Source organism: Peribacillus sp. NPDC101480, assembly GCF_050277335.1.
Lineage (GTDB): Bacteria > Bacillota > Bacilli > Bacillales > DSM-1321 > Peribacillus.
This window is the reverse complement of sequence record NZ_JBNNSB010000006.1, coordinates 117,083-140,649: the sequence shown is the minus strand read 5'-3', so window position 1 is coordinate 140,649 and position 23,567 is coordinate 117,083. Positions and strand designations below refer to the sequence as shown.

Here is a 23,567-nt window from a genome sequence, read left to right as displayed (position 1 = left end):
TTTCCCTCCCTTATGACGACCTTGATACATAAGGCGTTTCATGTAAATCTATTTTCTGGTTCTTCAAGACTTTTATCCATAACCTAATGGCAGATATCAGGACAGTGATCACCACGATCATGAAGATGGCACATAGAGCAGCATCCACATAATCATTGACGATAACCCGCTTCATCTCGGCCAGATTGGCTGCAGGAGCAAGAACTTCCCCACTATCATAAGCCGCTTTAAATTTATCCTTATGTGCTAAAAAGCCAATTGCCGGGTTTTCATGGAACAGCTTCTGCCACCCTGCCGTCATGGTCACTATCAACAAGAATGTAGTGGGCACAAGAGTGACCCATGTGTACGCTTTTTTGCCCATTTTGAAAAGGACCGTCGTCCCAAGCAGCAACGCAATGGCGGAAAGCATCTGATTCGCAATTCCAAACAATGGCCAAAGGGTATTGATCCCGCCAAGAGGATCAATGACCCCTTGATAAAGGAAGTACCCCCAACCGATTACACAAATGGCAGTTGCAATTATATTAGGCAGCCATTTATTCGTTTCGGCAAATGGTTTGTAAAAGGTGCCGATGATATCCTGTATCATAAAACGTCCCACCCTGGTTCCTGCATCAATGGTGGTCAATATGAACAATGCCTCGAACAAGATCGCGAAATGATACCAGAACGCCATCAGGGACGCCCCCCCAATCACTTGCGAGAAGATATGGGCCATGCCGATTGCAAAGGTCGGTGCTCCTCCAGTACGGGATATGATGGTCTCTTCCCCAACATCGTCTGCAAGGCCGGTAATCATCTCAGGTGTCACAAGGAAACCCCAATCGGATATGGTAGCAGCCACTTGCGCTGGTTCCGTTCCCACAACGGCTCCCGGGCTGTTAATGGCAAAATAGATACCTGGCGTCAATACACATGCGGCAATCATCGCCATGATGGCTACAAAGGATTCAGTCAACATCGCCCCGTATCCGATTGGACGTGCATGCGATTCGCGTTCAATCATCTTAGGAGTTGTACCTGAGGAAACGAGTGCATGGAATCCCGATACCGCTCCACAAGCGATCGTAATGAATAGGAACGGGAATAAATTTCCGGAAAATACAGGTCCTGTTCCATCGATGAATTGAGTGACTGCAGGCATTTCAAGGCTCGGCATGACAATAAAGATACCAAGTGCAAGTCCGATGATAGTACCGATTTTCAAGAATGTACTTAAATAATCACGCGGTGCCAATAACATCCATACAGGCAAAACGGAGGCAACGAAACCGTAGACAATCAACATGATGGCAATCGTTTCCCCGCTGAAAGTGAACATTGGCGCCAATGTTGCACTCTCGGCTACAAAGCGGCCGAAATATAACGCGAGCATCAAAAGTATGATTCCGATAATCGACCCTTCACCAACCCGTCCCGGCCTTATATAACGCATGTAAATGCCCATAAGGACTGCAATCGGTATGGTCGAGGCAATCGTGAACATTCCCCACGGACTGCCCACCAGCGCTTTTACGACAACCAGGGCAAGTACCGCCAATAAAATGATCATGATACCGAGGATACCGATCATCGCTATCAAGCCTGTAATCGGTCCAATTTCCTCTTTGATCATCTCTCCCAAAGATTTGCCGTTACGGCGCATCGAACCGAAAAGAATGATGAAATCCTGTACGGCACCAGCCAAAACAACTCCGACTACAAGCCATAGCGTCCCTGGCAAATATCCCATCTGCGCTGCAAGGATGGGACCTACCAGAGGGCCAGCTCCGGCAATTGCTGCAAAATGGTGGCCAAACAACACCCATTTGTTTGTAGGAACATAATCTTTCCCATCATTATTCGCTTCCGATGGAGTCTGGCGATTGTCATCTAGCTCAAACACTTTCCGTGCAATGAATTTACTATAAAAGCGGTATGCAATTGAATAAACACAGAGAGCTGCAGTGACAATCCACATGGCATTGATGCTTTCCCCCCGGTTCAGCGCGACGAAACCAAAACTCACCGCCCCCAAAGCAGATATGATCCCCCAAAGTACGACTGACTTAAGCGCTTTCATTTTTTCCATCTCCCCTCCATTGAACTATTTTACAACTATAAAAAACCTTCATTTATAAGGGACCTGGGCTGAATTACTCCCCATGCCCATTAAATTTAAAGAATTTTATATATATTCTGAATTATATGTCACCATAAGGATTTTTAGCAATAGTAAATTGGTCAATTTGTAAAGTATTTTCCATTATTTTGTCGATAATTACCTCTTTTCCCACCAATATGGATTTATGAATTCACACTCTTTATAAGAATCGCATTGGGTAAATAACCCCATTTTTTGAAGGTGCATCATTAAATGAAACGGAAGTTGTCCTTGTTATTGGACCAACAACAAAAAAATGTGCGCCTGACGGCACACATTCTTTCTTCATCCAATCTGATTTCCCCTTAAAGAACTGCGAAATAGGTCGTAATAAAAACCCCTCTGCCGCAACAATTCATCATGGGATCCCTTTTCAATGACCCTTCCTTCATCAAGTACAAGGATTTGATCACTCTGCTGAATTGTATTCAATCTGTGGGCAATGACAAAACTTGTCCTTCCCTCCATCAAGCGGTGTAATGCTTCCTGGATTTTAAGTTCGGTAATCGTATCTATGCTACTTGTCGCTTCGTCCAAAATCAATAGAATGGGATCGGCTAAAATAGCCCTGGCAATCGATAATAACTGGCGCTGCCCCTGACTTATTCCACTGCCCTCTTGATTCAAGATGGTATCATATCGATCTGGCAGTTTCATGATAAAGGAATGGGCATTGGCAAGCTTGGCTGCATTCACCACTTCTTCATCTTCCGCCTCCAGTCGGCCGTAGCGGATATTTTCACGAATCGTACCTTGAAACAAGAAGGAATCCTGTAAAACGAAGCCCATATGCTTACGGAGACTAGACCTCGTCACCTGTTGGATATCCTGCCCATCAATCATTATCCGGCCGCTGCTCGGCTCGTAAAAACGGGCAAGAAGATTAATGATCGTGGTCTTACCGGCCCCAGTGGGACCTACAAGCGCGATGGTCTCCCCTTTTTCCGCCTGGAAATTAACATCATATATCGTTTGCTCCTCATCATTATACGAAAAGGAAACACCCTCAAAGACCACCTCACCGCGGACATCTCGAAGTTCAGAGGCCTGCTTCTCATCCACTTCCTCTTCTTCTTCATCAAGTATGGCGAAAACCCGCTCCGCACCGGCAACAGCTGAGAGGAGTGTATTGAATTGGTTAGCCAGGTCATTGAGCGGACGGGTGAATTGCCTTGAATACTCGGTGAAGATGACAATTACCCCGATGGAAACCGTTCCTATGCCACTCAGCGCCAAAAACCCGCCGACAGCAGCTATTACCGTGAAACTTAGGTTGTTCAGTAAATTCATCAGTTTTGGAATCAGCCCGGAGTATGATTGTGATAGGAAGCCGGCTTTCTTCAAGTTTTCACTCCGGATGATAAAATCCCGGATCACTTTATCTTCCTGTGAAAAAGCCTTTACGATCCGTTGTCCGGAAATCGTTTCTTCTATAAACCCATTCAGTTCCCCAAGGTTCTTCTGCTGTTGTTTAAACAGCTTTCCTGTCCGGTTCGTTATCCACTTCAGACCGAAGAACATAAGCGGAACGATGAATAAGGTTAAAACAGTTAATAAAGGGCTCAGATACAGCATGACTCCGATCGTCCCGACCAGTGTCAGCACACTTGAAAAAATCTGGATGACGGAACTATTCAAAGTGGAACTGACATTTTCTATATCATTCGTGACCCTACTCATCAATTCCCCATGCTGGCGCCGGTCAAAAAAGGGGATGGACAGCTGATGAAGCTTTTTAAATAATTGATTGCGCATTTCATAAACCGTATCCTGCGCGATTCCAATCATCCAATAATTCTGAAGCCACATGGATAGGGAATAGAATATATAGACTCCAAGAAGTCCGAAAAGAAGGGTGATCAGCCCCCCGCTATCTTTTGTGACAATATAATCATCAATGGCCATCCCAACAAGAAAGGGGCCAAGCAACCCCAAAACCGAGCTTATCAGCACCATGAAAAGGACACAAAATAACAGGCTTTTATTCGTTGCTAAGTAGGGAATGATCCTTTTTATCGTATTCCAGGAGTTGACCGGTTTAGACTTTGCCTTATCGGGAGATATTCTTTGACTCAAGCGAAATCCCCTCCTCCCCAAACTGTGAGTGAACGATTTTTCGATAAAGATCGCTTGTTTGAAGCAAATCCTCATGTTTCCCCAGTGCAAGGACTTGACCGCTTTCCAGCAACAAGATTTTGTCCGCCTCCATGGCTGTACTGATTTTTTGTGTAATGATGAGCGTTGTGCATGTATATTCCTTTAAAGCGGCAAGCAATTTACTTTCCGTTTTCAAATCCAGCGCACTCGTACTATCATCCAGAAGGAGAATCTTCGGTCTGCGCACCAATGCTCTTGCGATCGATAAGCGCTGTTTTTGCCCTCCGGACAGATTCACTCCTTTTTGCCCTAACTGGGTTTCATATCGCTTCGGAAGTTTCATTACGGTCTCATGCACCTGAGCATGCTTGGCCGCAGCCATGATTTCCTCCATCGAGGCACCTTCTTTTCCCCAAGCGACATTATTTTTTATGGTTCCTGAAAAAAGCAGCGCCTCTTGCGGTACATAGCCGATCCTTTTCCGCAGAGAATTCAGGGGGATATCTTTCAGAACTTGGTCATCAATTTGAATGGAGCCGCTTTCAACTTCGTATAATCTCGGAATCAGCTGAAACAGAGATGTTTTCCCTGATCCTGTCGCTCCTAAGATGGCAAGCGTTTCTCCCGGATCGATGGAGAAGGTCAGGTTTTTCAATATCGGCGTATCGGTTCCAGGATAACGAAAAGATACATCCAAAAACTTGATGCCTCCCCCATTTACGGCCCCACTCTTGCTTTCCGCCTTACCTTCATCAATATCTATCGGAGTTTCAAATATTTCCGTCACACGCTCCGCTGAAGCCTTCGCACGGGAAATGACCATGATCAGCCATGAAAAAACGGAAAGGGATGCCGCAATTCTTGTGGCATAGTTGACAATCGCCACAACTTCCCCTACCTGTATATCTCCCGTTGTTATAAATTCGCTTCCAAGCCAGAGAATGATCAGAATCGCCACATTCATGACCAATATCAGTACAGGCATCGTCGTTTCTATTAGACGAAGCGAAGTCACGGTCTTTCTTTTCAACTCTTCATTCGCATCGTCAAATCGGCCGATTTCATGCTCCTTACGAAGAAAAGCCTTGATCAAGCGCATGCCTATCAGGTTTTCCCTCATTACGCCATTAACATTATCGAGTTTTTTCTGTACGAGCTTAAACAGCTTGGCTGCTCGTTTCATAACCCATCTCAGGAAGAAAACAAGAATCGGAATTGAAATGACCAAAACAAGTGATAGTTTCAAATCGACCGCAATAGCCATTATCGCTCCGCCGATTACGATCAACGGCGCCCTCGCCATGATACGCAAGCCCATAAAAACCGTATTTTGAAGTTGTGTCACATCATTTGTCATCCTTGTTATCAACGAGGAAGTCGGGATATTATTCAAATTCGCAAAAGAAAACGCCTGTATTTTACCAAAAAGGCTTTTCCTGACATCATGTCCAAAGCTTTGACTTACATGTGATGCCGTAAATGAATTAACGATCCCGCCAAGAAATGAAAAAACAGAAAGCCCAACCATGACACTTCCCCATTTAATCACCACCGATAAATCTTTCTGCAAAATGCCATCATCAATTATTTTTGCTATAAATAAAGGTTGTAACAGCTCTACCCCGAGCTCGACAATCATTAAGGATAAAGCAAGAATGATCAAAAGCCAGTACGGCTTAAGAAATGAGGACAATTTTTTCATCTATGACACCTTCGATTCTTCTTATGTAGATAGCATTTTTTTATCCTCTCATTATACATTTTTATACAGATTTTTTAAAAGATTTTAACCGTTTTAAAGCATTGGTAAATATCTTGAATTTTTTTTTATAAATACCCTTGACAAATAACAGGAAATAAGCGAAAATTCTAATTGATAATGATTTTCAATTTCATTATCGATCTCTGAAATTTGATAAGCAATTACGATATTCTCTTATCGTACCCTTTTGATATTGTACATAGATACAATGTCGCCCCGGCTTCTCTGTGCCTAGTAAAATTATATGCTCATTAGCGAATGCAAGTCACTAGAATATTGCCCCCTCTTTATTCAAGTAATTTATTCACGTTGGAAGCATATTAGGCAGCCGGGGATTATTTTTTTCAACTATTAAACTTACATATATGATTAAAGGAGCAGGATGATCATGAAACTAGAAGATATCATTAAAGAACGGCGCAGCATCAAACGATTTAAGGACATTCCTGTTCCTATTGATACCATTCAATCATTATTGGAAACTTCGACATGGGCACCGAACCATAAAATGACCCAGCCATGGCGCTTCGTCGTGGTGCATGGTGATAGCCGTTTAAAACTCGCAGAAGCAACCCGTGCATTCATGGAAGGCAAAGAGAAGGACCCTGAAAAGAAAAAAGCAGCCGGACAGCGAGGATATAATAAACTTATAGGTGTACCGATGTTTGTCGCAGTGATCATGGAAGAGAATCCGAATCCCATGACACGTGAAGAAGATTATGCGGCTACAAGTGCCTTGATACAGAATTTCAGCCTGCTTGCCTGGGAACAGGGAATCGGGATGATATGGGAAACATACGGCATGATACACAGCATGGAGTTTCGTGAAGCTTTGGGCGTGAAACCAGGCGAGAAGATCGTCGGCAGCCTTCACGTTGGCTATCCCGATATGATTCCTGCCCCTCGTCCAAGGACCGCGATCGATCAACTCCTGACCATTATGGACTAACATAAAAGGAAAGCATCCAATCTTCTATTTGGAGACTCAGACTGTAGACAAACTTGATGAAAATCGAGTTTTCTACAGTTTTTTTATGGCTTTTACAATTTGAACGTTGATTTTCCGCTCCAGGCACTCGCTTTCCGCGGGCGGTCCGGGAGCCTCCTCGGCTTACGCCTGCGATGTCTCCCCTAGACGCGCTTTTCCCCCAGGAGTCTCGCCCCTTACACTCCAATCAACTTTGTTTTAACATATAGATAGAACTTATCCCTACATTCTTTTTTGTATTATATAGAAGTATTTAACTTGGGTGATATGGATGCTTTCTAAACATGATTCTATTCAGCAAGATCAACTCAGTGAATCATTTGGCTCGTAAACTTGATGTGCCTTTGACATCTCTTTCATTTTTAATTTGGTGAAAGATATGTATTCAGAGGTTGGAGCGTCAACTCCGTTCTCCTCTAATTGCTTTAACCACTTGACAAATGGGTATTAAATTAATAAAGACGCCCTGAACCCTACAGCGCGACTGTTAGCTTGTAATGATTATCCCCACACGGTCATTGCCACTATCATAAAGAACCGAATGAAAAATCCAGCGTATGTATAGTGACTAAAAGCTCAATCAAAAAAACCCCCTTCTAAAAGGAGGTCCCTGAACGCCCATACTCAAAAGAACTCGTGATACAATGCCTGAATCGCCGTCTCTTCGTTGTGCCCTTTCACACCGAACATCATGCTTACCTCCGAAGAGCCCTGGTTGATCATCTCAATATTCACCTTAGCTTCGGCCAAGGCTTTTGACGCTCTTGCCGTTGTACCGACATTATGGCGCATTCCTTCACCTACAACCATGATCAAGGCAAGATCATGCTCCACATTCACTTCATCGGCATGCAGCTCTTTCTTGATTCGGGAAATGATTTTTCCCTCGGCTTCACCTTTCATCTGGTCCTGCCTTAGAATAAGCGTCACATCATCGATGCCTGATGGAATATGCTCATATGAAACTCCATAATCTTCAAGGATGTGCAGCAGTTTCCGGCCAAAGCCAACTTCCCGGTTCATCAAATATTTGCTAATGTAAATGCTGCAAAATCCTTTATCACTCGCAATCCCAATAACGGGCCCGTTCGTATTATCCCGTGTATTCACAATGCGGGTCCCTTGTGCCGCCGGATTGTTCGTATTCTGGATATGGACAGGTATTCCCGCACGGAATGCAGGAATCAGTGCCTCATCATGAAATACCGAGAAGCCTGCATAAGAAAGCTCACGCATCTCACGATAGGTTAATTCCCGGATTCCCTTCGGATTGGAAACCACATTTGGATTCACCGCATAAACGGCATCCACGTCCGTAAAGTTCTCATACAAATCAGCTTTGACCCCATTCGCAAGAATCGAACCAGTAATATCGGAACCGCTTCTTGAGAAGGTTAACACATCACCATCCAACGTATAACCGAAGAACCCCGGGAATACTACGATTCCAGGCTCATCACGCAGAGCATATAACCGATCATAAGACTCTGGCAGCACCTTGGTAAATCCACCTTCATCCGTTACGATCAAGCCGGCCTTCTTTGGATTTATATACTGCGCCTCTACACCACGGCTTTGGAAATATCCTGCGACCAGCTTCGCATTATTATCCTCGCCGCTGGCCTTCAAGGCATCCAGATAGCGCTTCGGGTTAGTTTGGTCTGCATGCAGCAGTGCCATTAAATTTTCATGAATCCCAGTGATGACACTCTCGGATATATCCAACTCTTCAGCAATGCTCGCATAGCGGGATACGACATCTTCTATCAAATGCTCTCCGTTATCCCCGCGCAGCTGCTGTTCCGCAGCTTCAATCAATAAATCCGTCACCTTTATATCATCGGAATTGCGTTTCCCTGGAGCCGAAACGACTACAATCTTTCTCTCTGGATCAGAAACAACAATTTCGAATACCTTCCTCAACTGTTCACCTGACGCAAGTGAACTTCCACCAAACTTCGCAACTTTCATCTCGACATCCCCTATTTTCGTAAATATTCTGTCAAAATCAACTCTCCCTATTATTACGCTTTTTCTCGAAACAATCAAGTGTAAATTCCATTATAGGAGGACATTTGTATTTTTAAAAAGGACATATCATCAAGACGAAGGATCAAGAATGGCTAAAAACAAATAAAAAGACAACGGGCATATGCCCATTGTCTCTCCTATTCTTTAGCGATTATCCACAGTTTCCGGGTATAAGTCATGGTTCATCAAGCGGTAATTCGCCATTTCCTCATACTTCGTGCCTGGTTTCCCATAATTCGTGTAAGGGTCGATGGAAATTCCGCCCCTAGGTGTAAACTTGCCCCAAACTTCAATATATTTAGGATCCATCAATTCGATTAAATCATTCATGATGATGTTCATGCAGTCTTCATGGAAATCACCGTGATTGCGGAAGCTGAATAAATAAAGTTTCAAAGACTTGCTTTCCACCATTTTCACACTGGGAATATAGCTGATGTAAATGGTAGCAAAGTCCGGCTGGCCCGTTATCGGACATAAGCTAGTGAATTCCGGGCAATTGAATTTGACGAAATAATCCCGGTTCGGATGCTTGTTATCGAATGACTCAAGGATTTCAGGCGCATAGTCAAATGTATATTTTGTTCCTTGATTACCAAGCAGTGTGATATCTTTTTTTAATTCTTCTTCTTTTCTTCCAGACATGAAAAGTCCTCCTAATCCCACGTTTCAGGGAGATTCATAAAATGGGCCTCTATATAACAAAAACCATATCTCCTCAAAGATATGGTTGATTCGCGAAAAATATCAAAGCCATAGTTTTTTTAAGAGGGTGATGCTATGAACCTCTCCCGATTATCGGGAAATATTTTAAAATTGTCTTAGTAAATATAAAAAAAAATAGTCAATCTGTCAATGCAACTCTCTTAAATTGGGTTTGATTCCTTTATATATTCAGTTTAAAATGGAAAAAGCAGTTCAACCTATAAGAAAGAAGAGAATATACACATGTGGATTTTTGCAGCACTCATCACCAGCTTATGTTTCGGAATCAATAACAGCATTTTCAAATGGAGCAGCGGAAAAGGCTATTCCAAGATACATATCCAATTTTTCTTTTATTTTTCAGCTTTTATTTTGTCCATTATTTATGGAATGTTTATGGATGGTTTGCAGCTGAACTGGCTGTCCATCATGCTTGGTGCAGCAATTGGTGTACTGAACGCTAATGGTAACATCCAGATGGCAAGCGCCTTTGAAAAAGGGCCGGCAAGCTTGACATCACCATTAATCGCAGCGAATGCCATATTCCCCATACTCTGTGCAGCTTTAATTTTTCACGAACATATTTCTTCCTTGCAGTGGAGTGGAATAGTCTGCATGTTTCTCGCTACATTAGTTATCCAGTATACACCTAACCCCAAAGGTAACCATCAGTATGTCCCTTGGATCATGCACACAGTATTCTCCATCTTATCATTCGGAGTGCTCGGAATTCTAATGACGACATCAACACGTCTTCATTTAAACTCCCTTGATATCCTTGTATCAATGTATGGAGGCGGAATGCTTTATCTTCTTTCGGCTCTGGCCTTAAAAAAAGAAAAAATCAAGCTAAAGGAAGTCAAAATCGGTTCCTTAGTAGGTTTTTTAAGCATGATAGGCTATGGATGTTATTTCTTTGCATTGAACACAGGGATCGCAAGCATCATTTTCCCTGTCGTCAGCCTGAATTGTTTAGTTGTTGTATTCGCTGGATGTTATTTATTCAAGGAAAAACTAAAAACCTATCAAATTGCCGGTGTTCTTGCAGCATTAATCGGTATTATTTTAACTAAAATATGAATATAGTACGTTTACAAAAACAACCTGGCTGTCATGTGTACAAGCCAGGTTGTTTTCTATTTAATGGGAAATGGGGTAGGTCAAAAAAAAATGTTGACACATCCGTAAAAATATCAGATAATTTTGAATATTAATTCTTTAGATTTAACAGCTTTTGAAATGTTTGAAAAATCCTCTGCCACGGGTATTAAAGAAATAGGTACAACCACCTCATTTAATTCTGAATCAAGAAAGGAAAGATGCATTATGGTAAAAGTTACAGTAACAGTTGATTTCCAAGGAAAATCTTATCAAACTAACGTCCTTACTAAACCGGGTACAGATCATGAAGTAATTTTACAACAAGCCCTTCATCAAGTTGAAAAGCAATGGAAAGCGTAAGAAGGCAGGCATCGCAATAGATACCTGCTTTTTTATTACCATTTTAATAATTTCCAAAATAAGTTTCATATGAACTATTAAAGATCCTCTTGCAGCAATCCCCTCACACTTTTAATTATTTTTATTCAAAAGACACTAAAATTAAGATGTCAGTTTGTGTACTAGAATTTTTTATAATAAAAAAAAATCCAATTGAAATGGGATTATATAATAAAAGTCTTTTAAAAAAGACGGTCTTTTAAAGGACCGTCTCAACTGTAGACAATTTAACCGTTGATTTCCATTCCAGGCACTCGCTTTCCGCGGGCGGTCCGGGAGCCTCCGTTCCAATCAACTTTGTTTTAAAATTTAGATAGAACCCCTTTTGTCCACAAACAAGCTAATAATTGATTTTCCTGCAGTTTTTGTTGAGGGTTTGTTAAATTCAATCGTTTATTTCCTCTCCTGGCACTCACTTTGCGCCTGCGAGGTCTCCCCTGGACGCGCTTTCCCCGCAAGGGTCTCGCACACACCATTCCAATCAACCTTGTTTTTAATTTAATACAGAACCCTTTTGTTTACAAACTGAGACCAAATTACTGTTATTAAACTAAATTTCTTATTAATGGCATGGAACGTTCTTGGAGGTTATCGGAAAACAGGCTATAAGAAATGACTTTCTTCTTGTACTGTTTAACTACATCCACTCGGTCATTGTAAATATACACAAATAACTTAACATCAATTTTGCCTTTTTTAGTATCAATGACTAATGGAGTCCCACTGTCCTCTGGATGTAAAAACAATTGCTCGTTACCCGGGAATATGTGATTTTTCTTCAAAAATCTGGCGTTATTAAAATAATTAATAACTTGAATTTTTTCTTCACCTTCCAAACGTTTTCCGTCAAAGGATACGATCGCATTCCCGCCACTAATTTCTGAGTGTATTTTAAATTTGCTGATAATCCAATTAACAGCATCGGTTGGAAGACAGGAAACCAATATTTTTAATAAGCTTAATATAATTGTCAAAATCAAAACCGGCAATGTCAATTCATCATCTCCGCTACATTTATAAATTAATTCTTTATAACTTATTATATCAATAGGGCTGGCAATTTTTCTTAGAAGATGTGTCCGTTCTATTAACGTTTTACTTTGGGAAAACATTGTACTTAAACACAATTTACCCTTTATAAATATAATTTTCCAAAATGGTTATACTAAACATAATGGTTTCATCCACATCCTTCTTAACAAATTTCCATGAATGAGATGGATAGATCTGTATAAGAAATTATATTTATTAAAGTACAAAAAAACTGGGCGTCATCAAGACGCCCAGCTTTTCCGGAATCGATTATTGATATCCCCAAATCATTGTTAGCATTGTACCGAAAATTGTAACCAATGCAACGAACAATCCGTAATAAACGTTTGTGTAAATCGATGCTTTATCTTCAGACTCACCTGCGTGCATGAACATAACTAATTGCAGTGCAGCTTGCATGAAAGCTGTAACAAGTAGGATGATCACACCCATTTTTAGTGAGAGATCATACATAATAACTGATAGTGCGACCAAAGTCAGGACTAGAGAAAACGCAAATCCCATAACTTGGCCCCGTGGGAATAATTCTTTCATATTACATCATTCCTTTCAGGTAGACGAAACTGAAGATGAAGATCCAGACAACGTCCAAGAAATGCCAGTAAAGTGAAAAGATGAAAGCCTTGTTTGTTGTTTCTGGAGTCATACCGCGCTTTTTGATTTGCATGACGATGAAGGTTCCCCAGAATAAACCAAGTGTAACGTGAGCTCCATGCGTACCTAGTAATGTAAACAAACTAGATAAGAAAGCACTTGTTTGAATGGTTGCTCCTTCATGTACATACTCCACGAATTCATAAATTTCGACTCCCAAGAAGCCTAAACCAAGAATAAGGGTGATAATGAAGAAACCAATCGTTGCTTTCTGTCTGCCAAGTCTCATTGCATTGATTCCAAGACCTATGGTAAAACTACTGGTTAAAAGAAAGATTGTTTGGAACATCAGGGTTGGGACTTTAAAAAGATGTTCCCCTGTTGGACCATTTCCAGTTCCATTGACCAATACAAAATAAGTGGCGAACAGTGTAGCGAAAAGAGCTATTTCTGCTCCTAGGAAAATCCAGAATCCAAAAATCTTTAAGCGATTTTCTTCCGTGCTATATTCTAGTGGCAGCGAGTTATCTATTTTCATTACTTAGCACCTCGCAATTTATTTTCAGTTTCTTCGATCTCTTCAACAGAGATATAACGTCCGTGATCTTTTTCGAATGAACGGTGAATCATACAAGCAAAGATACCGATCGTTGCAATGATAGCAATGATCCACATGCTGAATACCATCGCAAAGCCCCAAACGAAGAAGATACAGCTCATGATAAACGGCACACCACTGTTATTTGGCATATGGATCTTTTCTACTTTACCGCCAAATAACTTAAAGCCTTTTTTCTTTGAATCCCAGAATGCTTCTGTAGAATCAACTGTTGGCACAATTGCAAAGTTATATTCAGGGATTGGTGTATGTGTAGCCCACTCTAGAGAACGTGCATCCCATGGATCGTTTGAAATATTTCTTGACGCATAACGAGTGCTCCAATAGATATTGTACACAATAAGTGCAAAACCTATTGCCAAGCCAATCGCTCCAACGAAAGAGAGCATATTCAATGGACCATACCCTGTTGATTCAGAGTACGTATACATACGACGTGCCTGCCCATCTAAACCAGTGATGAACATCGGGAAGAATGTAACATTAAAGCCGATTGTAATGAACCAGAACGACCATTTCCCAATTTTTTCGCTCAACATGAAACCGAACATTTTTGGCCACCAGTACGTGAAACCAGCAAGTACGGCAAATACAGTACCAGGGATTAAAACGTAGTGGAAGTGAGCTACTAAGAACATTGTATTATGGTATTGGTAGTCAGCACTTGCCATTGCAAGCATGACCCCTGTTACCCCACCGAGCGTGAAAATCGGAATGAAAGCTAAAGAGTAAAGCATCGGAACGGTAAAAACGATTTTACCTTTCCAAAGTGTGAACAACCAGTTGAAAATCTTAACACCGGTCGGGACGGCAATTGCCATCGTTGTAATCGAGAAGATACCATTAACCATTGCACCGTGACCCATTGTATAGAAATGGTGAGCCCATACAATGAAAGATAGAGTAGAAATAGCTACCATGGAGATAACCATCGAATTATACCCGTACAGGTTACGACGTGCAAATGTCGAAATGATTTCACTGTATATACCGAAAGCCGGAAGAATTACTATATAAACTTCAGGATGTCCCCAAACCCAGAACAAGTTCGCCCAAAGCATATCGCTACCGCCATTGGCCATCGTAAAGAATTGAGTTCCGAATAGACGATCCATTGTCATCAACGCAAGTGCCACTGTCAATACAGGGAAAGCGAAAACGATAATGAAGTTTGTGATCAAGATAGACCATGTGAACATTGGCATTTTCATTAAATTCATGCCAGGTGCTCTCATTTTCAAGATTGTTACGATAAAGTTGATACCAGTCAGTAATGTACCGATACCAGCTATTTGAATTGCAATCGCGTAATAGTTCGAACCTACTGATTCACTGAAATCATTACTTGCCAGCGGGAAGTAAGATGTCCAACCTGCATCAGGAGAACCACCGACTACGAAAGAGATGTTAAATAGCATTGCCCCCATGAAGAATAACCAGAAGCTTACTGCGTTCAGACGTGGGAATGCTACGTCACGCGCTCCAATTTGCAATGGTGTGACAATGTTCATTAACCCAATGATAAATGGCATAGCCATGAACAGGATCATGACGACCCCGTGTGTTGTAAATACCTCATTATAATGCTGCCCATCCAAAAGACCGTTATCTGGAATAGCCGTTTGAGCACGCATCATAAGAGCATCCACGCCACCACGGAAGAGCATAAGAAGTGCTGCCAAGATGTACATGATACCAATACGTTTATGGTCAACCGTTGTTAACCACTCACGCCATAAGTAACCCCATTTTTTAAAATAGGTAATTCCGGCAACAACCGCAATCATGGTTAAACCAATGGCAACCATGGATGCATAAATCGCAGGACTTGGATGAGGTACGGCAAATCGATCAAAGTAATCCATACTTTTGTGACTCCTTTCAGGAAAATATTCCTTATCTTGTAAACCTAGTTGTTTTATCGAACGAAATTAATTCTTAGTGATCATGATTCATGTTGCTGTGTTCTGAATGTTCATCGTGTGAATCCTTGGAATCATTTTCTTCCGTATCAGAAGATCCGTGGTCATGACCAGCATTTTCCCCTTCAGGAGCTGGAGAAAACTCTAAGTGAGTTCCAGTGTAAGTGGATTGTCCCACATGACCAGGTTTTAATAATTCATTGAATTTTTTCTCAGTAATCGGTTTAGCAGTAGCTTTAATTTCATCTACCCACTTATCGTATTCCTCTGCGGATAGTACATTAACGTTGAAAGTTTGCTGAGCAAAACCTGAACCACTGAAGTTTGAATTTCGACCCATATACTCTCCTGGTACATCAGCTGCTAAGTGCAACGTATTAACCATGTCCGACATCGCGTATTTTTGTCCTCCAAGTTGCGGAATCCAGAAACTTGAGATTGGACCGAATGAGTAAAGTTTAAATTCAATTGGTCGGTTAGTAGGTAAAAACAGATAGTTGACTGTTTCGATATCTTCTTCCGGATAACTAAAATGCCACTTCCAGTTTGAAGATGAAGCGTAAATAATTAAAGGTTCTTGATCACCGTATCCTTTAGGTGTTGCCTCAACTTCATTTGTTGTTTTAACAGTAACAACGGATAGGAAAGCGACGATTAGAATTGGGATCGCAACCCAAATTATTTCAAGAACCTTACTTCCTTCAATATGAGGCGGTTCATAATCATCACGTTGTTTGGAAGCACGATATTTCATTATCATGAAGATATACAGTACCATAACGACAAGGACGACAAAGGCCATTGTCCATATCGAAATCATAATAACATCTGCTTGTGTTGCAGCTACTGGCCCTTTAGGGTCCAAGACCATTAATGGGTTATCGCAACCGGTTAGCACAGTGGCAATAGTAAAAAGTATAGTTAATAGAGCCCATTTTATTTTCATAGTACTACCCCTTTCTTACATAATAAAATTCCAATTGGTAATTATTCGGACAAAGTGTTACCATGTTCACAAACCCCGACATACCAATATTAATCCCAAGTCTAAAAAAAGACAATACAAAGTGACATCTGTCACATAAAGTTCATTAAAGAGCAGTAAGAAGATGGTAAATGAACTGAAATGTTCGAAAATCTTCAGCAAATGAAATATAATAAATGTTTCATATCTTGCCTTTGAAAATTCACTTATCAGTGCAGGATTACAAATAGTACCGATCCTCTTTCCATTTAATATTACTTTAATATAATGAAATAAAAATTTCACATTATAGTCACCGTGTATATTGCCTCAAAACTCTTAAAGATTATGAATTATATTACCTATCTTGTCAATTAGGTATTTATCGTTAGATACCATGATTTAAACCGGATTTTTTTCACTCGGCCAAGGAGGTTGGTAAATGGTAGACACATGGGACACGATGTTGTCTCCATGCTTCAATACCCTTATGAACCAACACAGGTCAATATTATATATATATAAGGAAACAACGAGTTGAAATGAAATTGGGTTCTTTTTGCAATCCTTATGCCCTGTCAGTATTTTTAAACAGCCGTGTAGCAAAAGCGTAGTAAGTAATTCAGGTTTGCTATCAAATCTGCCTTTAGCAAAACCACTGCTCAATAACCCCATATTGATACCTATATCCCTTTCCCTTTTGAATTTTCATTTAAAAGTACATAAAAAAAAACCACAAAAAAAGGACTTCTTAAAAGTGTCCTTTTCTCGTAGATATTGTTTAAAATGTAATTGAGACTTCCTGGCGTGCAGGCAGTTGGTTTGGATGTACAAGCACATCGTGTGTTTGGCAATGACGAGTGGCAGTATATTGAATTAAAATGTAACAAATCGATAATTCGATTCTGATAATATGAAATGAAAGCGCATTCATTAATTGTGATCAAGTTGACTCAAATTCTGCAAGTTAGGTAACAGAACAACTAGTTTTGTTTAGAAAAACAGTATATTGCGCTATATTCCTCGCTTTAGTTACTGAATTCTGTACTTCTGTTTGTTGGAGCTTTAGCCTTTGTTTTCATTTTTATGATTTTAGTCGTTTCCGGTTCAATTCTTTCGCCTTTACGTGTATTCATTACCATTTCCTCTGTCAGGACAAAAAATATACCAACTAGAAAAATGGCAGCTGCGCTTAATGTGATGGCGATTCCAACAGCGGTGAATATATAATCCTTATTGTAATCGCTTACAAAGAAACTTAAAGCAAAAATAATAATTCCGATTACACAACCTGTGCCCGATACCCATTTCACTGCATCTAACATCTTCTGATTAGCTTCCATAATTTCATCCCCTTTCTTTCTATTTTATGACATTTCACAAATTTGTCAAATCTTTTCTATTTTTTAACATATTCACGATGAAAACCTTGACAAATAGAAGGCGCCACCATTCACTTTTAGGTATTCAAGACTATATGAGCAAACTTCAAAACAGTGCAAATACACTATCTATTTTTCCGATATTAGCCCACTGTATACTATTAAAAAAACTCCAATAAAAGACCCCTGTTGAATAATCAGGGGCCTTACCTCATTCTATGGTTTTTGCAAGGTGATCGTTACCGTTTTCTCTTTAGTGCCTCGATATACTTTAATCTTTACTTTATCTCCGATTTTCTTATCTGTATATAAGTACTTCCTTAATGCAGCGGCAGTATTTATTTTCGTTCCATCAATCTCAACGATGATATCCTGTTGCTTAAGCCCTCCATTCGCCGCAGCCGATCCCGCCTCTATACTCGTCACCATTACGCCGGACTTTACGGCTTCTGGAACATTTTGAATGTAATATTGCGGCAGTTCTTCCATACTGGCCAAGCTGACTCCTAAATATGGGCGCGTGATTTTTCCATTTTCAATCAGCTCCGTAACAATCGGAATCACATCATTACTTGGTATGGCAAACCCTAAGCCTTCCACACCGTTTTCGGAAATCTTCAAACTGTTTATGCCGATCACTTCCCCAGCGGTGTTGATCAATGCACCCCCGCTATTGCCGGGATTGATCGCTGCATCTGTTTGAAGGACATCAAGTTCCCACTCCCCGTCCGAGGTATCGACTGAAATGGAGCGTCCGGTCGCACTGACGATCCCTTGTGTAACCGATCGTGAAAAATCAAGTCCAAGTGGGTTGCCAATTGCCAATACTTCTTCTCCTGGACGCATGCTATCGGAATTCCCGAATTTAATTCCCTCAGGTGCTTTCGAGGCATCAATTGTCAAAACCGCTAAATCAGTCAAAGCATCAGCCCCGACAACCGTCGCCGTTGCCTTTTGTCCATCATACAATGAAATTTCGACTTCCTTAGCGCCTTCAATAACATGATTGTTCGTGATGATATAGGCTTTCCCATCAGCTTTTTTATAGATGACCCCTGAGCCGGTGCCGCTTTCAACCGTTTCGCTCTCCGTGCTTTGCTGCTGGTACGGGTACTGGTTTTGCATCTCCTGTAAATTCACGACCCCGACTATCGATTTGGATGCTGATTCGACCATCTCTGCCCTATCATTTGAATCCGTACTTGTCGATAACTTTTCCGCCGTGACACTCTTATCCTTTTCAACACTTTCCGTTTGCTGTACACCTGCCGTTTTGGTTGACTCATTCACTGGACTATTCCCTTGACCTATAAAGTCCCCGCCAAATAGAAATACAGACGATGTAACCATAGCAGCAACCGTTCCGGAAACAAGGCTAGTTAGCCAAAGAGACTTACCCTTTTTCCGTTCTGCCTTTACTCTGACTTGCTCATCACCATTATAATTTTCCATCTTTATCCCTCCTATGATTGTCCTTTATCCTTTACTTGACTCAATCATAAACAGGAAATATTAAAAAATTCTTAAGAAATAACGAATAGGGCGACATTTTACAAAAATTATAAAATTTTATCGAATCCTGTATCTTGCCGCCTGCAAAATAAAAAGGCCTCAACAGGGGCCTTCAATTCGACCATACAGTTATCCTTACAAGACTTCATAAACTTCTTTAGTCTTCTTATTCACGCCATACCAGCCCCAAGTGGTTTTGTGGCCACTTTCCTGACTAGGTTCATCCACCTCGAAAACATGAAAAATGTAATCTCCCTTTTCGGCATCATGATCATATTCGATATCTAAATCAGGAAAATTTTCCATGTCCACATAATCCTTAACTAGCTTCTCTGCCTGAGATTTACTTAATGTACTAACCGAAGCCTTGCTCTCTTCTTTGCCTATTGTATCCGTTGCCGCCTCATCTTCTGCTTTGGATCCATTGGTTCCGTCCACGGTTGCTTCCTCCGCCGGCTCCGCCTCGTCATTTCCCTCTACTGCTTCTATCGTGGCGGAGTCTGATACCGGTTGCATTTCCACCGCCTTAGAAACCATTAGTTTACCTTCCCGGTATTTTGCTTTATATGCGGTTGCTTCTTCAAAATCTCTTTTGGCCGAATCAAAATCCTGTTCGTCGTATTTCTTCATTCCATTCGCCAGAAAACCTGAAAGATCCATTAACTCCCTTGCTTCCGGTGTATTTGCTTCTTTATAAGCTAATTCAAATGCCTCGTGGGCTTCTAAATAATTTTCCTCATTCAACTGACTTTTCCCTAAATCCATATTGGAATCATAATTCCTTGTTACGCAGCCTGAAGCAATCAACACCAAAAAAATAACCATGATTGACCTCTTCACTATATCACCCCTTGATTTTCCATATTATTCTGTAAATTCATCTTATACCATTTGATAAGAAATCCGATACCTCTATTTCCTATCTTTTTCATTAAGGAAATGTTTACATTGATGATTAAATTTTTACAAATAGTGGTACAGAATAGATAAACGCTTGAAAGGATGATCACATAATGATGCAGGAAAAACAGACCTATCATGTCGATTTGGTCAGCGGCGACGTACTCGGACAAAAACTTGAAGAGAATCCAAGCTTCACTGTACACGCAACTGATGAGGAACTTGCAGAATTGAAACAATGCTTGGAGGAACACCGGACAGATGACCTGGAAGCATATGCCCGTTCACATGTGCCCTACCTACTCTATCATCATGACCGGGCAAATGATAAATACGATGCAGCCATGAAAAGGCTTTATGCCCTCATTTATAAATTAGGGGATGAAACGGCACGAAACCATATTGAAGAAATCGGCATATTGAAAGATAACAAATTCGAGGGAAAAGAAGAAGTGCAAAAGTTCAAATAAGAAATAGGAACAGAACCTGATTCAAAGGTTCTGTTCTTTTAATATCATGTCCCCAATAAAAGGGAAAACAGAAGATTCTATTTTATGATTCACTATAAAGTTTTATAAGCAGAGTTCTTTTAATCTACATATTTATCCTTCAAATAATCTGAACCAATACCGCCAATGACCATCAAAGCTAATGGTAAAAAATTCGATACGACTGGCATGCTTTTCAAAATGGTAATATCTGTGCCGGCAAATTTATTAAGTCCAAAAATAATTAATTTAGACACTAACAAAAATGCTCCTATTAATAATACGATATCAAAAAACATTTTCCTTTTTGGAAATGCTAACTGCTTACTTTCCCTTATTATTTTTTCTTTCAATTCCTCGTCACTCCTTAATAATTCATCTACCGTAATTTGAAATAAATCACTTAAATTAATTAGTACTTCAATACTAGGATAATTTTTTCCCGTTTCCCATTTGGACACAGATTGGCGACTCACATGAATCTTCTCCGCAAGATCATTTTGTGACCAATTTCTTTTTTCCCGTTCTTTTTTTAATCGTTCGCTAAAAATCATAATGAGTTCATCGCCTTTCCTACTCCTAGTATTGTGAGATGAATTATGCAAAGTAAAGATAGTAATAAGCGCATTACTATGCAACTTATGAGTGACACCGAAGAAAACCTTGATATATCAAGGGAATCAGATTAATTTTCCGGAACTGCTGCAGAAGGGTAAAATTTTATAAGATTCCAGTTGATTTCAGAAATCCGCTCCCTTTTCGCCGACTGTCTGCCAAGCCTCATCAAAGCAAGCGACTCCGGGGTCGTAGCTAGCCAGTTAAGCAGCTACTCAATTCTATAATTTTTCAACTGAATAAGCCATCTTGCCATCACATAATTCAGCTTAATTCAAAAAAAGCCTTGTATAGACAAGACTTTTAAACCCATTTTTTCCTGCCTGTTTAACTACACGAAGCATTTTTTTATTTCGCTCTTTGATCCTTTTTCCACTAATACTTTCACAATATAACAACTGGTAGTTATCAAAGATAATTCCTCACTTTGGTATAACTTTACCTTTTCGTTATCGAGTTGCTTTGCACATAAAAAAGGTTGCCTCGGCAACCTCCCTTTAATGAAGGAACTGTCTCCAGATCCCAGTATATATTCATCGTATTGACACGCAATCATAACGTTTCATTATTAAATGTTCCATTCTTTTAATTCGAGTCTCCGCACTTTATGTACAACGTGAGGATCATTTTCCGCTAAAGAGAGTGCTTCTTCAAATGTGTCTGCAATATAAACAACCAAGCCGCCTGAGCCATCCGCAAAAGGGCCTCTTGCAAAAACCTTCCCTCTACGATCAAGTTCGTTTAAATACTCGATATGATGTGGACGAACTTCTATATTTTTTTCAGCATCAATCATATGTAAAATTGCTGCATAATAAGCCATGCTTTCCACTCCCTAATTTCGGTTCCAGACAACCAGCTTCATTTCTGTCATTTCTTCAACTGCATATTTTAATCCTTCACGTCCAGTTCCACTTTCCTTCACTCCACCGTACGGCATATTATCCACACGGAATGTCGGAATGTCGTTGATCATGACTCCACCAACTTGTAAATTTTCCGCTGCATCCAGTGCTGTACCTACATCGTTCGTATAAATCCCTGCCTGCAGGCCATAAATTGAATCATTCACCAAATCAATTGCTTGTTCTACTGATTGAATCTTGTTAATCAAAACGATTGGGGCGAACACTTCTTGACAAGATACCTTTGTGTGAGTATCTGCATCCAATATGACGGTCGGATGAAGGATATTGCCTTCCGTTATTCCACCTGTTGCAATCTTGGCTCCACCTTGTCTTGCCTCTTCAATCCAATTGAGGCTTCTTTCAACATCATTTTGGGAAATCAAAGCGGAAACATCCGTTTCTGGATCAAGCGGATCACCTAATTTTAATAGTTTGGTAGCTTCTATAAACTTTTCAACAAAGCGATCGTAGATTTCTTCATGAGCATAAACTCTTTGCAAAGAAATACATACTTGTCCCTGATTGGAAAACGCTCCCGTCACACAACGAGAAATGATCTTATCGATATCCACACCCCTGTCAATAATGACAGCGGCATTTGATCCCAGCTCCAGCGTCACTCGTTTCAATCCGGCTTTGTTGCGGATGCCAATCCCGACTCCTGGGCTGCCGGTAAAAGTAATCATACTTACTCTAGAATCAGTGACCAACTTGTCTCCAACCACTCTTCCTCCACCTGTGACCACATTTATTGCTCCTGCAGGCAATCCGGCTTCCTGTAATAATTCTCCGAGGAACAGAGAGGATAGAGGTGTTTGGCTTGCTGGCTTTAATACAATTGTATTACCTGAGGCGATGGCAGGACCTACTTTATGAGCGACTAGATTCATGGGGAAATTGAAAGGTGTTATGGCCCCAATCACTCCAATCGGTTCACGTACAGTGTAACCGAGTCGGTTTTCGCCACCTTGGGCGGCATCCAGCGAAAGCGTTTCTCCATGAATTCTTTTCGCTTCTTCAGCCGCAAACTTGTAGGTTTCAATTGTTCGCGCCACCTCGCCCTTAGCGGTTGTAACCGGCTTTGCTGATTCAATAGATATGATTTTTGCGGCTTCATCCGCGCGCTCTTCAAGAAGATGGGCCAATGTTTCCAGGATTTTCGCACGTTGATGGGCTGGCATTTTTGCCATCACCTTAGCAGCTTTTTGCGCCGCTTCAATAGCTTGGTCGGTTTCTTCGTCTGTGGCCAGGGGGATTTCAGCTATGACTTCTCCTGAATAAGGAGAACGAAGCAAACTATACTCCTTCGCCTCCACCCATTCCCCTTTAATTAGTAAATGTTTTTTTTCTACTTTATCTATGATTGTCATGTTCTCAGCCA

20 protein-coding genes are annotated in these 23,567 nt (G+C 40.8%); 4 read left to right on the top strand and 16 right to left on the bottom strand.

Annotated features, from left to right (window positions below; all coding sequences use genetic code 11):
• Nucleotides 1-10 precede the first annotated feature (10 nt).
• From ACQKMF_RS19935 to ACQKMF_RS19925, 3 genes are all read right to left on the bottom strand, one after another.
• The gene (locus tag ACQKMF_RS19935; protein WP_101225040.1) at nt 11-2,065 is read right to left on the bottom strand and encodes a carbon starvation CstA family protein; all 2,055 of its coding nucleotides are present in this window, start codon (nt 2,063-2,065) and stop codon (nt 11-13) included.
• A 366-nt stretch (nt 2,066-2,431) separates the two neighbouring features.
• Nucleotides 2,432-4,297 carry an ABC transporter ATP-binding protein gene (locus ACQKMF_RS19930; RefSeq protein WP_427574601.1) on the bottom strand — a complete coding sequence of 622 codons (1,866 nt, stop codon included), beginning with the start codon at nt 4,295-4,297 and terminating at the stop codon, nt 2,432-2,434.
• Nucleotides 4,197-5,945: an ABC transporter ATP-binding protein gene (locus ACQKMF_RS19925; protein WP_427574599.1), complete on the bottom strand. Its 1,749-nt coding sequence runs from the start codon at nt 5,943-5,945 to the stop codon at nt 4,197-4,199. Before ACQKMF_RS19925 ends, ACQKMF_RS19930 begins: the two co-directional genes overlap by 101 nt.
• 448 nt (nt 5,946-6,393) lie before the next feature.
• Between ACQKMF_RS19925 and ACQKMF_RS19920 the strand changes: the two genes are divergently transcribed.
• The gene (locus ACQKMF_RS19920; protein WP_101224925.1) at nt 6,394-6,954 is read left to right on the top strand and encodes a nitroreductase family protein; all 561 of its coding nucleotides are present in this window, start codon (nt 6,394-6,396) and stop codon (nt 6,952-6,954) included.
• Between the two features lie 663 nt (nt 6,955-7,617).
• On the opposite strand, the gene ACQKMF_RS19915 is transcribed toward ACQKMF_RS19920, so the two are convergent.
• Together ACQKMF_RS19915 and queF are read right to left on the bottom strand one after the other, a co-directional pair.
• Nucleotides 7,618-8,964, bottom strand: coding sequence for an aspartate kinase (locus tag ACQKMF_RS19915; RefSeq protein ID WP_402944510.1), 1,347 nt, complete (start codon nt 8,962-8,964; stop codon nt 7,618-7,620).
• Nucleotides 8,965-9,168: 204 nt separating this feature from the next.
• Nucleotides 9,169-9,669 carry a preQ(1) synthase gene (gene queF / locus ACQKMF_RS19910; protein ID WP_034305880.1) on the bottom strand — a complete coding sequence of 167 codons (501 nt, stop codon included), beginning with the start codon at nt 9,667-9,669 and terminating at the stop codon, nt 9,169-9,171.
• A gap of 303 nt (nt 9,670-9,972) precedes the next feature.
• Here queF and ACQKMF_RS19905 point away from each other — a divergent pair, with 303 nt between their 5' ends.
• Nucleotides 9,973-10,809 carry an EamA family transporter gene (locus tag ACQKMF_RS19905; RefSeq protein WP_427574596.1) on the top strand — a complete coding sequence of 279 codons (837 nt, stop codon included), beginning with the start codon at nt 9,973-9,975 and terminating at the stop codon, nt 10,807-10,809.
• A 123-nt stretch (nt 10,810-10,932) separates the two neighbouring features.
• Entirely contained in the window at nt 10,933-11,190 is a 258-nt protein-coding gene (locus ACQKMF_RS19900; protein WP_230177886.1) for a BA3454 family stress response protein, read from the top strand.
• Between the two features lie 584 nt (nt 11,191-11,774).
• Here ACQKMF_RS19900 and ACQKMF_RS19895 read toward each other — a convergent pair.
• The 8 genes from ACQKMF_RS19895 to ACQKMF_RS19860 all read right to left on the bottom strand — a co-directional run bounded on the left by ACQKMF_RS19895 (nt 11,775) and on the right by ACQKMF_RS19860 (nt 20,100).
• Complete coding sequence (locus tag ACQKMF_RS19895; RefSeq protein WP_260356415.1) at nt 11,775-12,224, bottom strand: YfmQ family protein; 450 nt, start codon at nt 12,222-12,224, stop codon at nt 11,775-11,777.
• Between the two features lie 307 nt (nt 12,225-12,531).
• Nucleotides 12,532-12,816, bottom strand: a complete 285-nt coding sequence (gene qoxD / locus ACQKMF_RS19890) for a cytochrome aa3 quinol oxidase subunit IV (RefSeq protein WP_101224930.1) — start codon at nt 12,814-12,816, stop codon at nt 12,532-12,534.
• A 1-nt stretch (nt 12,817) separates the two neighbouring features.
• Nucleotides 12,818-13,414, bottom strand: coding sequence for a cytochrome aa3 quinol oxidase subunit III (gene qoxC, locus ACQKMF_RS19885; RefSeq protein WP_101224931.1), 597 nt, complete (start codon nt 13,412-13,414; stop codon nt 12,818-12,820).
• A complete protein-coding gene (gene qoxB, locus ACQKMF_RS19880) occupies nt 13,414-15,360 on the bottom strand; it encodes a cytochrome aa3 quinol oxidase subunit I (protein ID WP_101224932.1) in 1,947 nt (648 codons plus the stop codon). Before qoxB ends, qoxC begins: the two co-directional genes overlap by 1 nt.
• Nucleotides 15,361-15,433: 73 nt before the next feature.
• Nucleotides 15,434-16,363 (bottom strand): cytochrome aa3 quinol oxidase subunit II, encoded by a 930-nt coding sequence (gene qoxA, locus ACQKMF_RS19875; protein ID WP_101224933.1) that lies wholly within the window; start codon nt 16,361-16,363, stop codon nt 15,434-15,436.
• A 1,046-nt stretch (nt 16,364-17,409) separates the two neighbouring features.
• Nucleotides 17,410-17,724, bottom strand: a complete 315-nt coding sequence (locus ACQKMF_RS19870; RefSeq protein ID WP_101224934.1) for a hypothetical protein — start codon at nt 17,722-17,724, stop codon at nt 17,410-17,412.
• A 255-nt stretch (nt 17,725-17,979) separates the two neighbouring features.
• Nucleotides 17,980-19,215 (bottom strand): S1C family serine protease, encoded by a 1,236-nt coding sequence (locus tag ACQKMF_RS19865; protein WP_402944520.1) that lies wholly within the window; start codon nt 19,213-19,215, stop codon nt 17,980-17,982.
• Nucleotides 19,216-19,410: 195 nt separating this feature from the next.
• Nucleotides 19,411-20,100: a hypothetical protein gene (locus ACQKMF_RS19860; RefSeq protein ID WP_402944523.1), complete on the bottom strand. Its 690-nt coding sequence runs from the start codon at nt 20,098-20,100 to the stop codon at nt 19,411-19,413.
• Between the two features lie 188 nt (nt 20,101-20,288).
• Here ACQKMF_RS19860 and ACQKMF_RS19855 point away from each other — a divergent pair, with 188 nt between their 5' ends.
• Nucleotides 20,289-20,645 (top strand): hydrolase, encoded by a 357-nt coding sequence (locus ACQKMF_RS19855; protein WP_402944526.1) that lies wholly within the window; start codon nt 20,289-20,291, stop codon nt 20,643-20,645.
• 119 nt (nt 20,646-20,764) lie between these two features.
• Here ACQKMF_RS19855 and ACQKMF_RS19850 read toward each other — a convergent pair whose 3' ends face one another.
• The 3 genes from ACQKMF_RS19850 to ACQKMF_RS19840 all read right to left on the bottom strand — a co-directional run bounded on the left by ACQKMF_RS19850 (nt 20,765) and on the right by ACQKMF_RS19840 (nt 23,556).
• Nucleotides 20,765-21,217: a helix-turn-helix domain-containing protein gene (locus ACQKMF_RS19850; RefSeq protein WP_101224937.1), complete on the bottom strand. Its 453-nt coding sequence runs from the start codon at nt 21,215-21,217 to the stop codon at nt 20,765-20,767.
• Between the two features lie 629 nt (nt 21,218-21,846).
• Nucleotides 21,847-22,101 (bottom strand): YciI family protein, encoded by a 255-nt coding sequence (locus ACQKMF_RS19845; protein ID WP_101224938.1) that lies wholly within the window; start codon nt 22,099-22,101, stop codon nt 21,847-21,849.
• A 12-nt stretch (nt 22,102-22,113) separates the two neighbouring features.
• Nucleotides 22,114-23,556, bottom strand: a complete 1,443-nt coding sequence (locus ACQKMF_RS19840; protein ID WP_402944531.1) for an aldehyde dehydrogenase family protein — start codon at nt 23,554-23,556, stop codon at nt 22,114-22,116.
• Nucleotides 23,557-23,567: the final 11 nt, after the last annotated feature.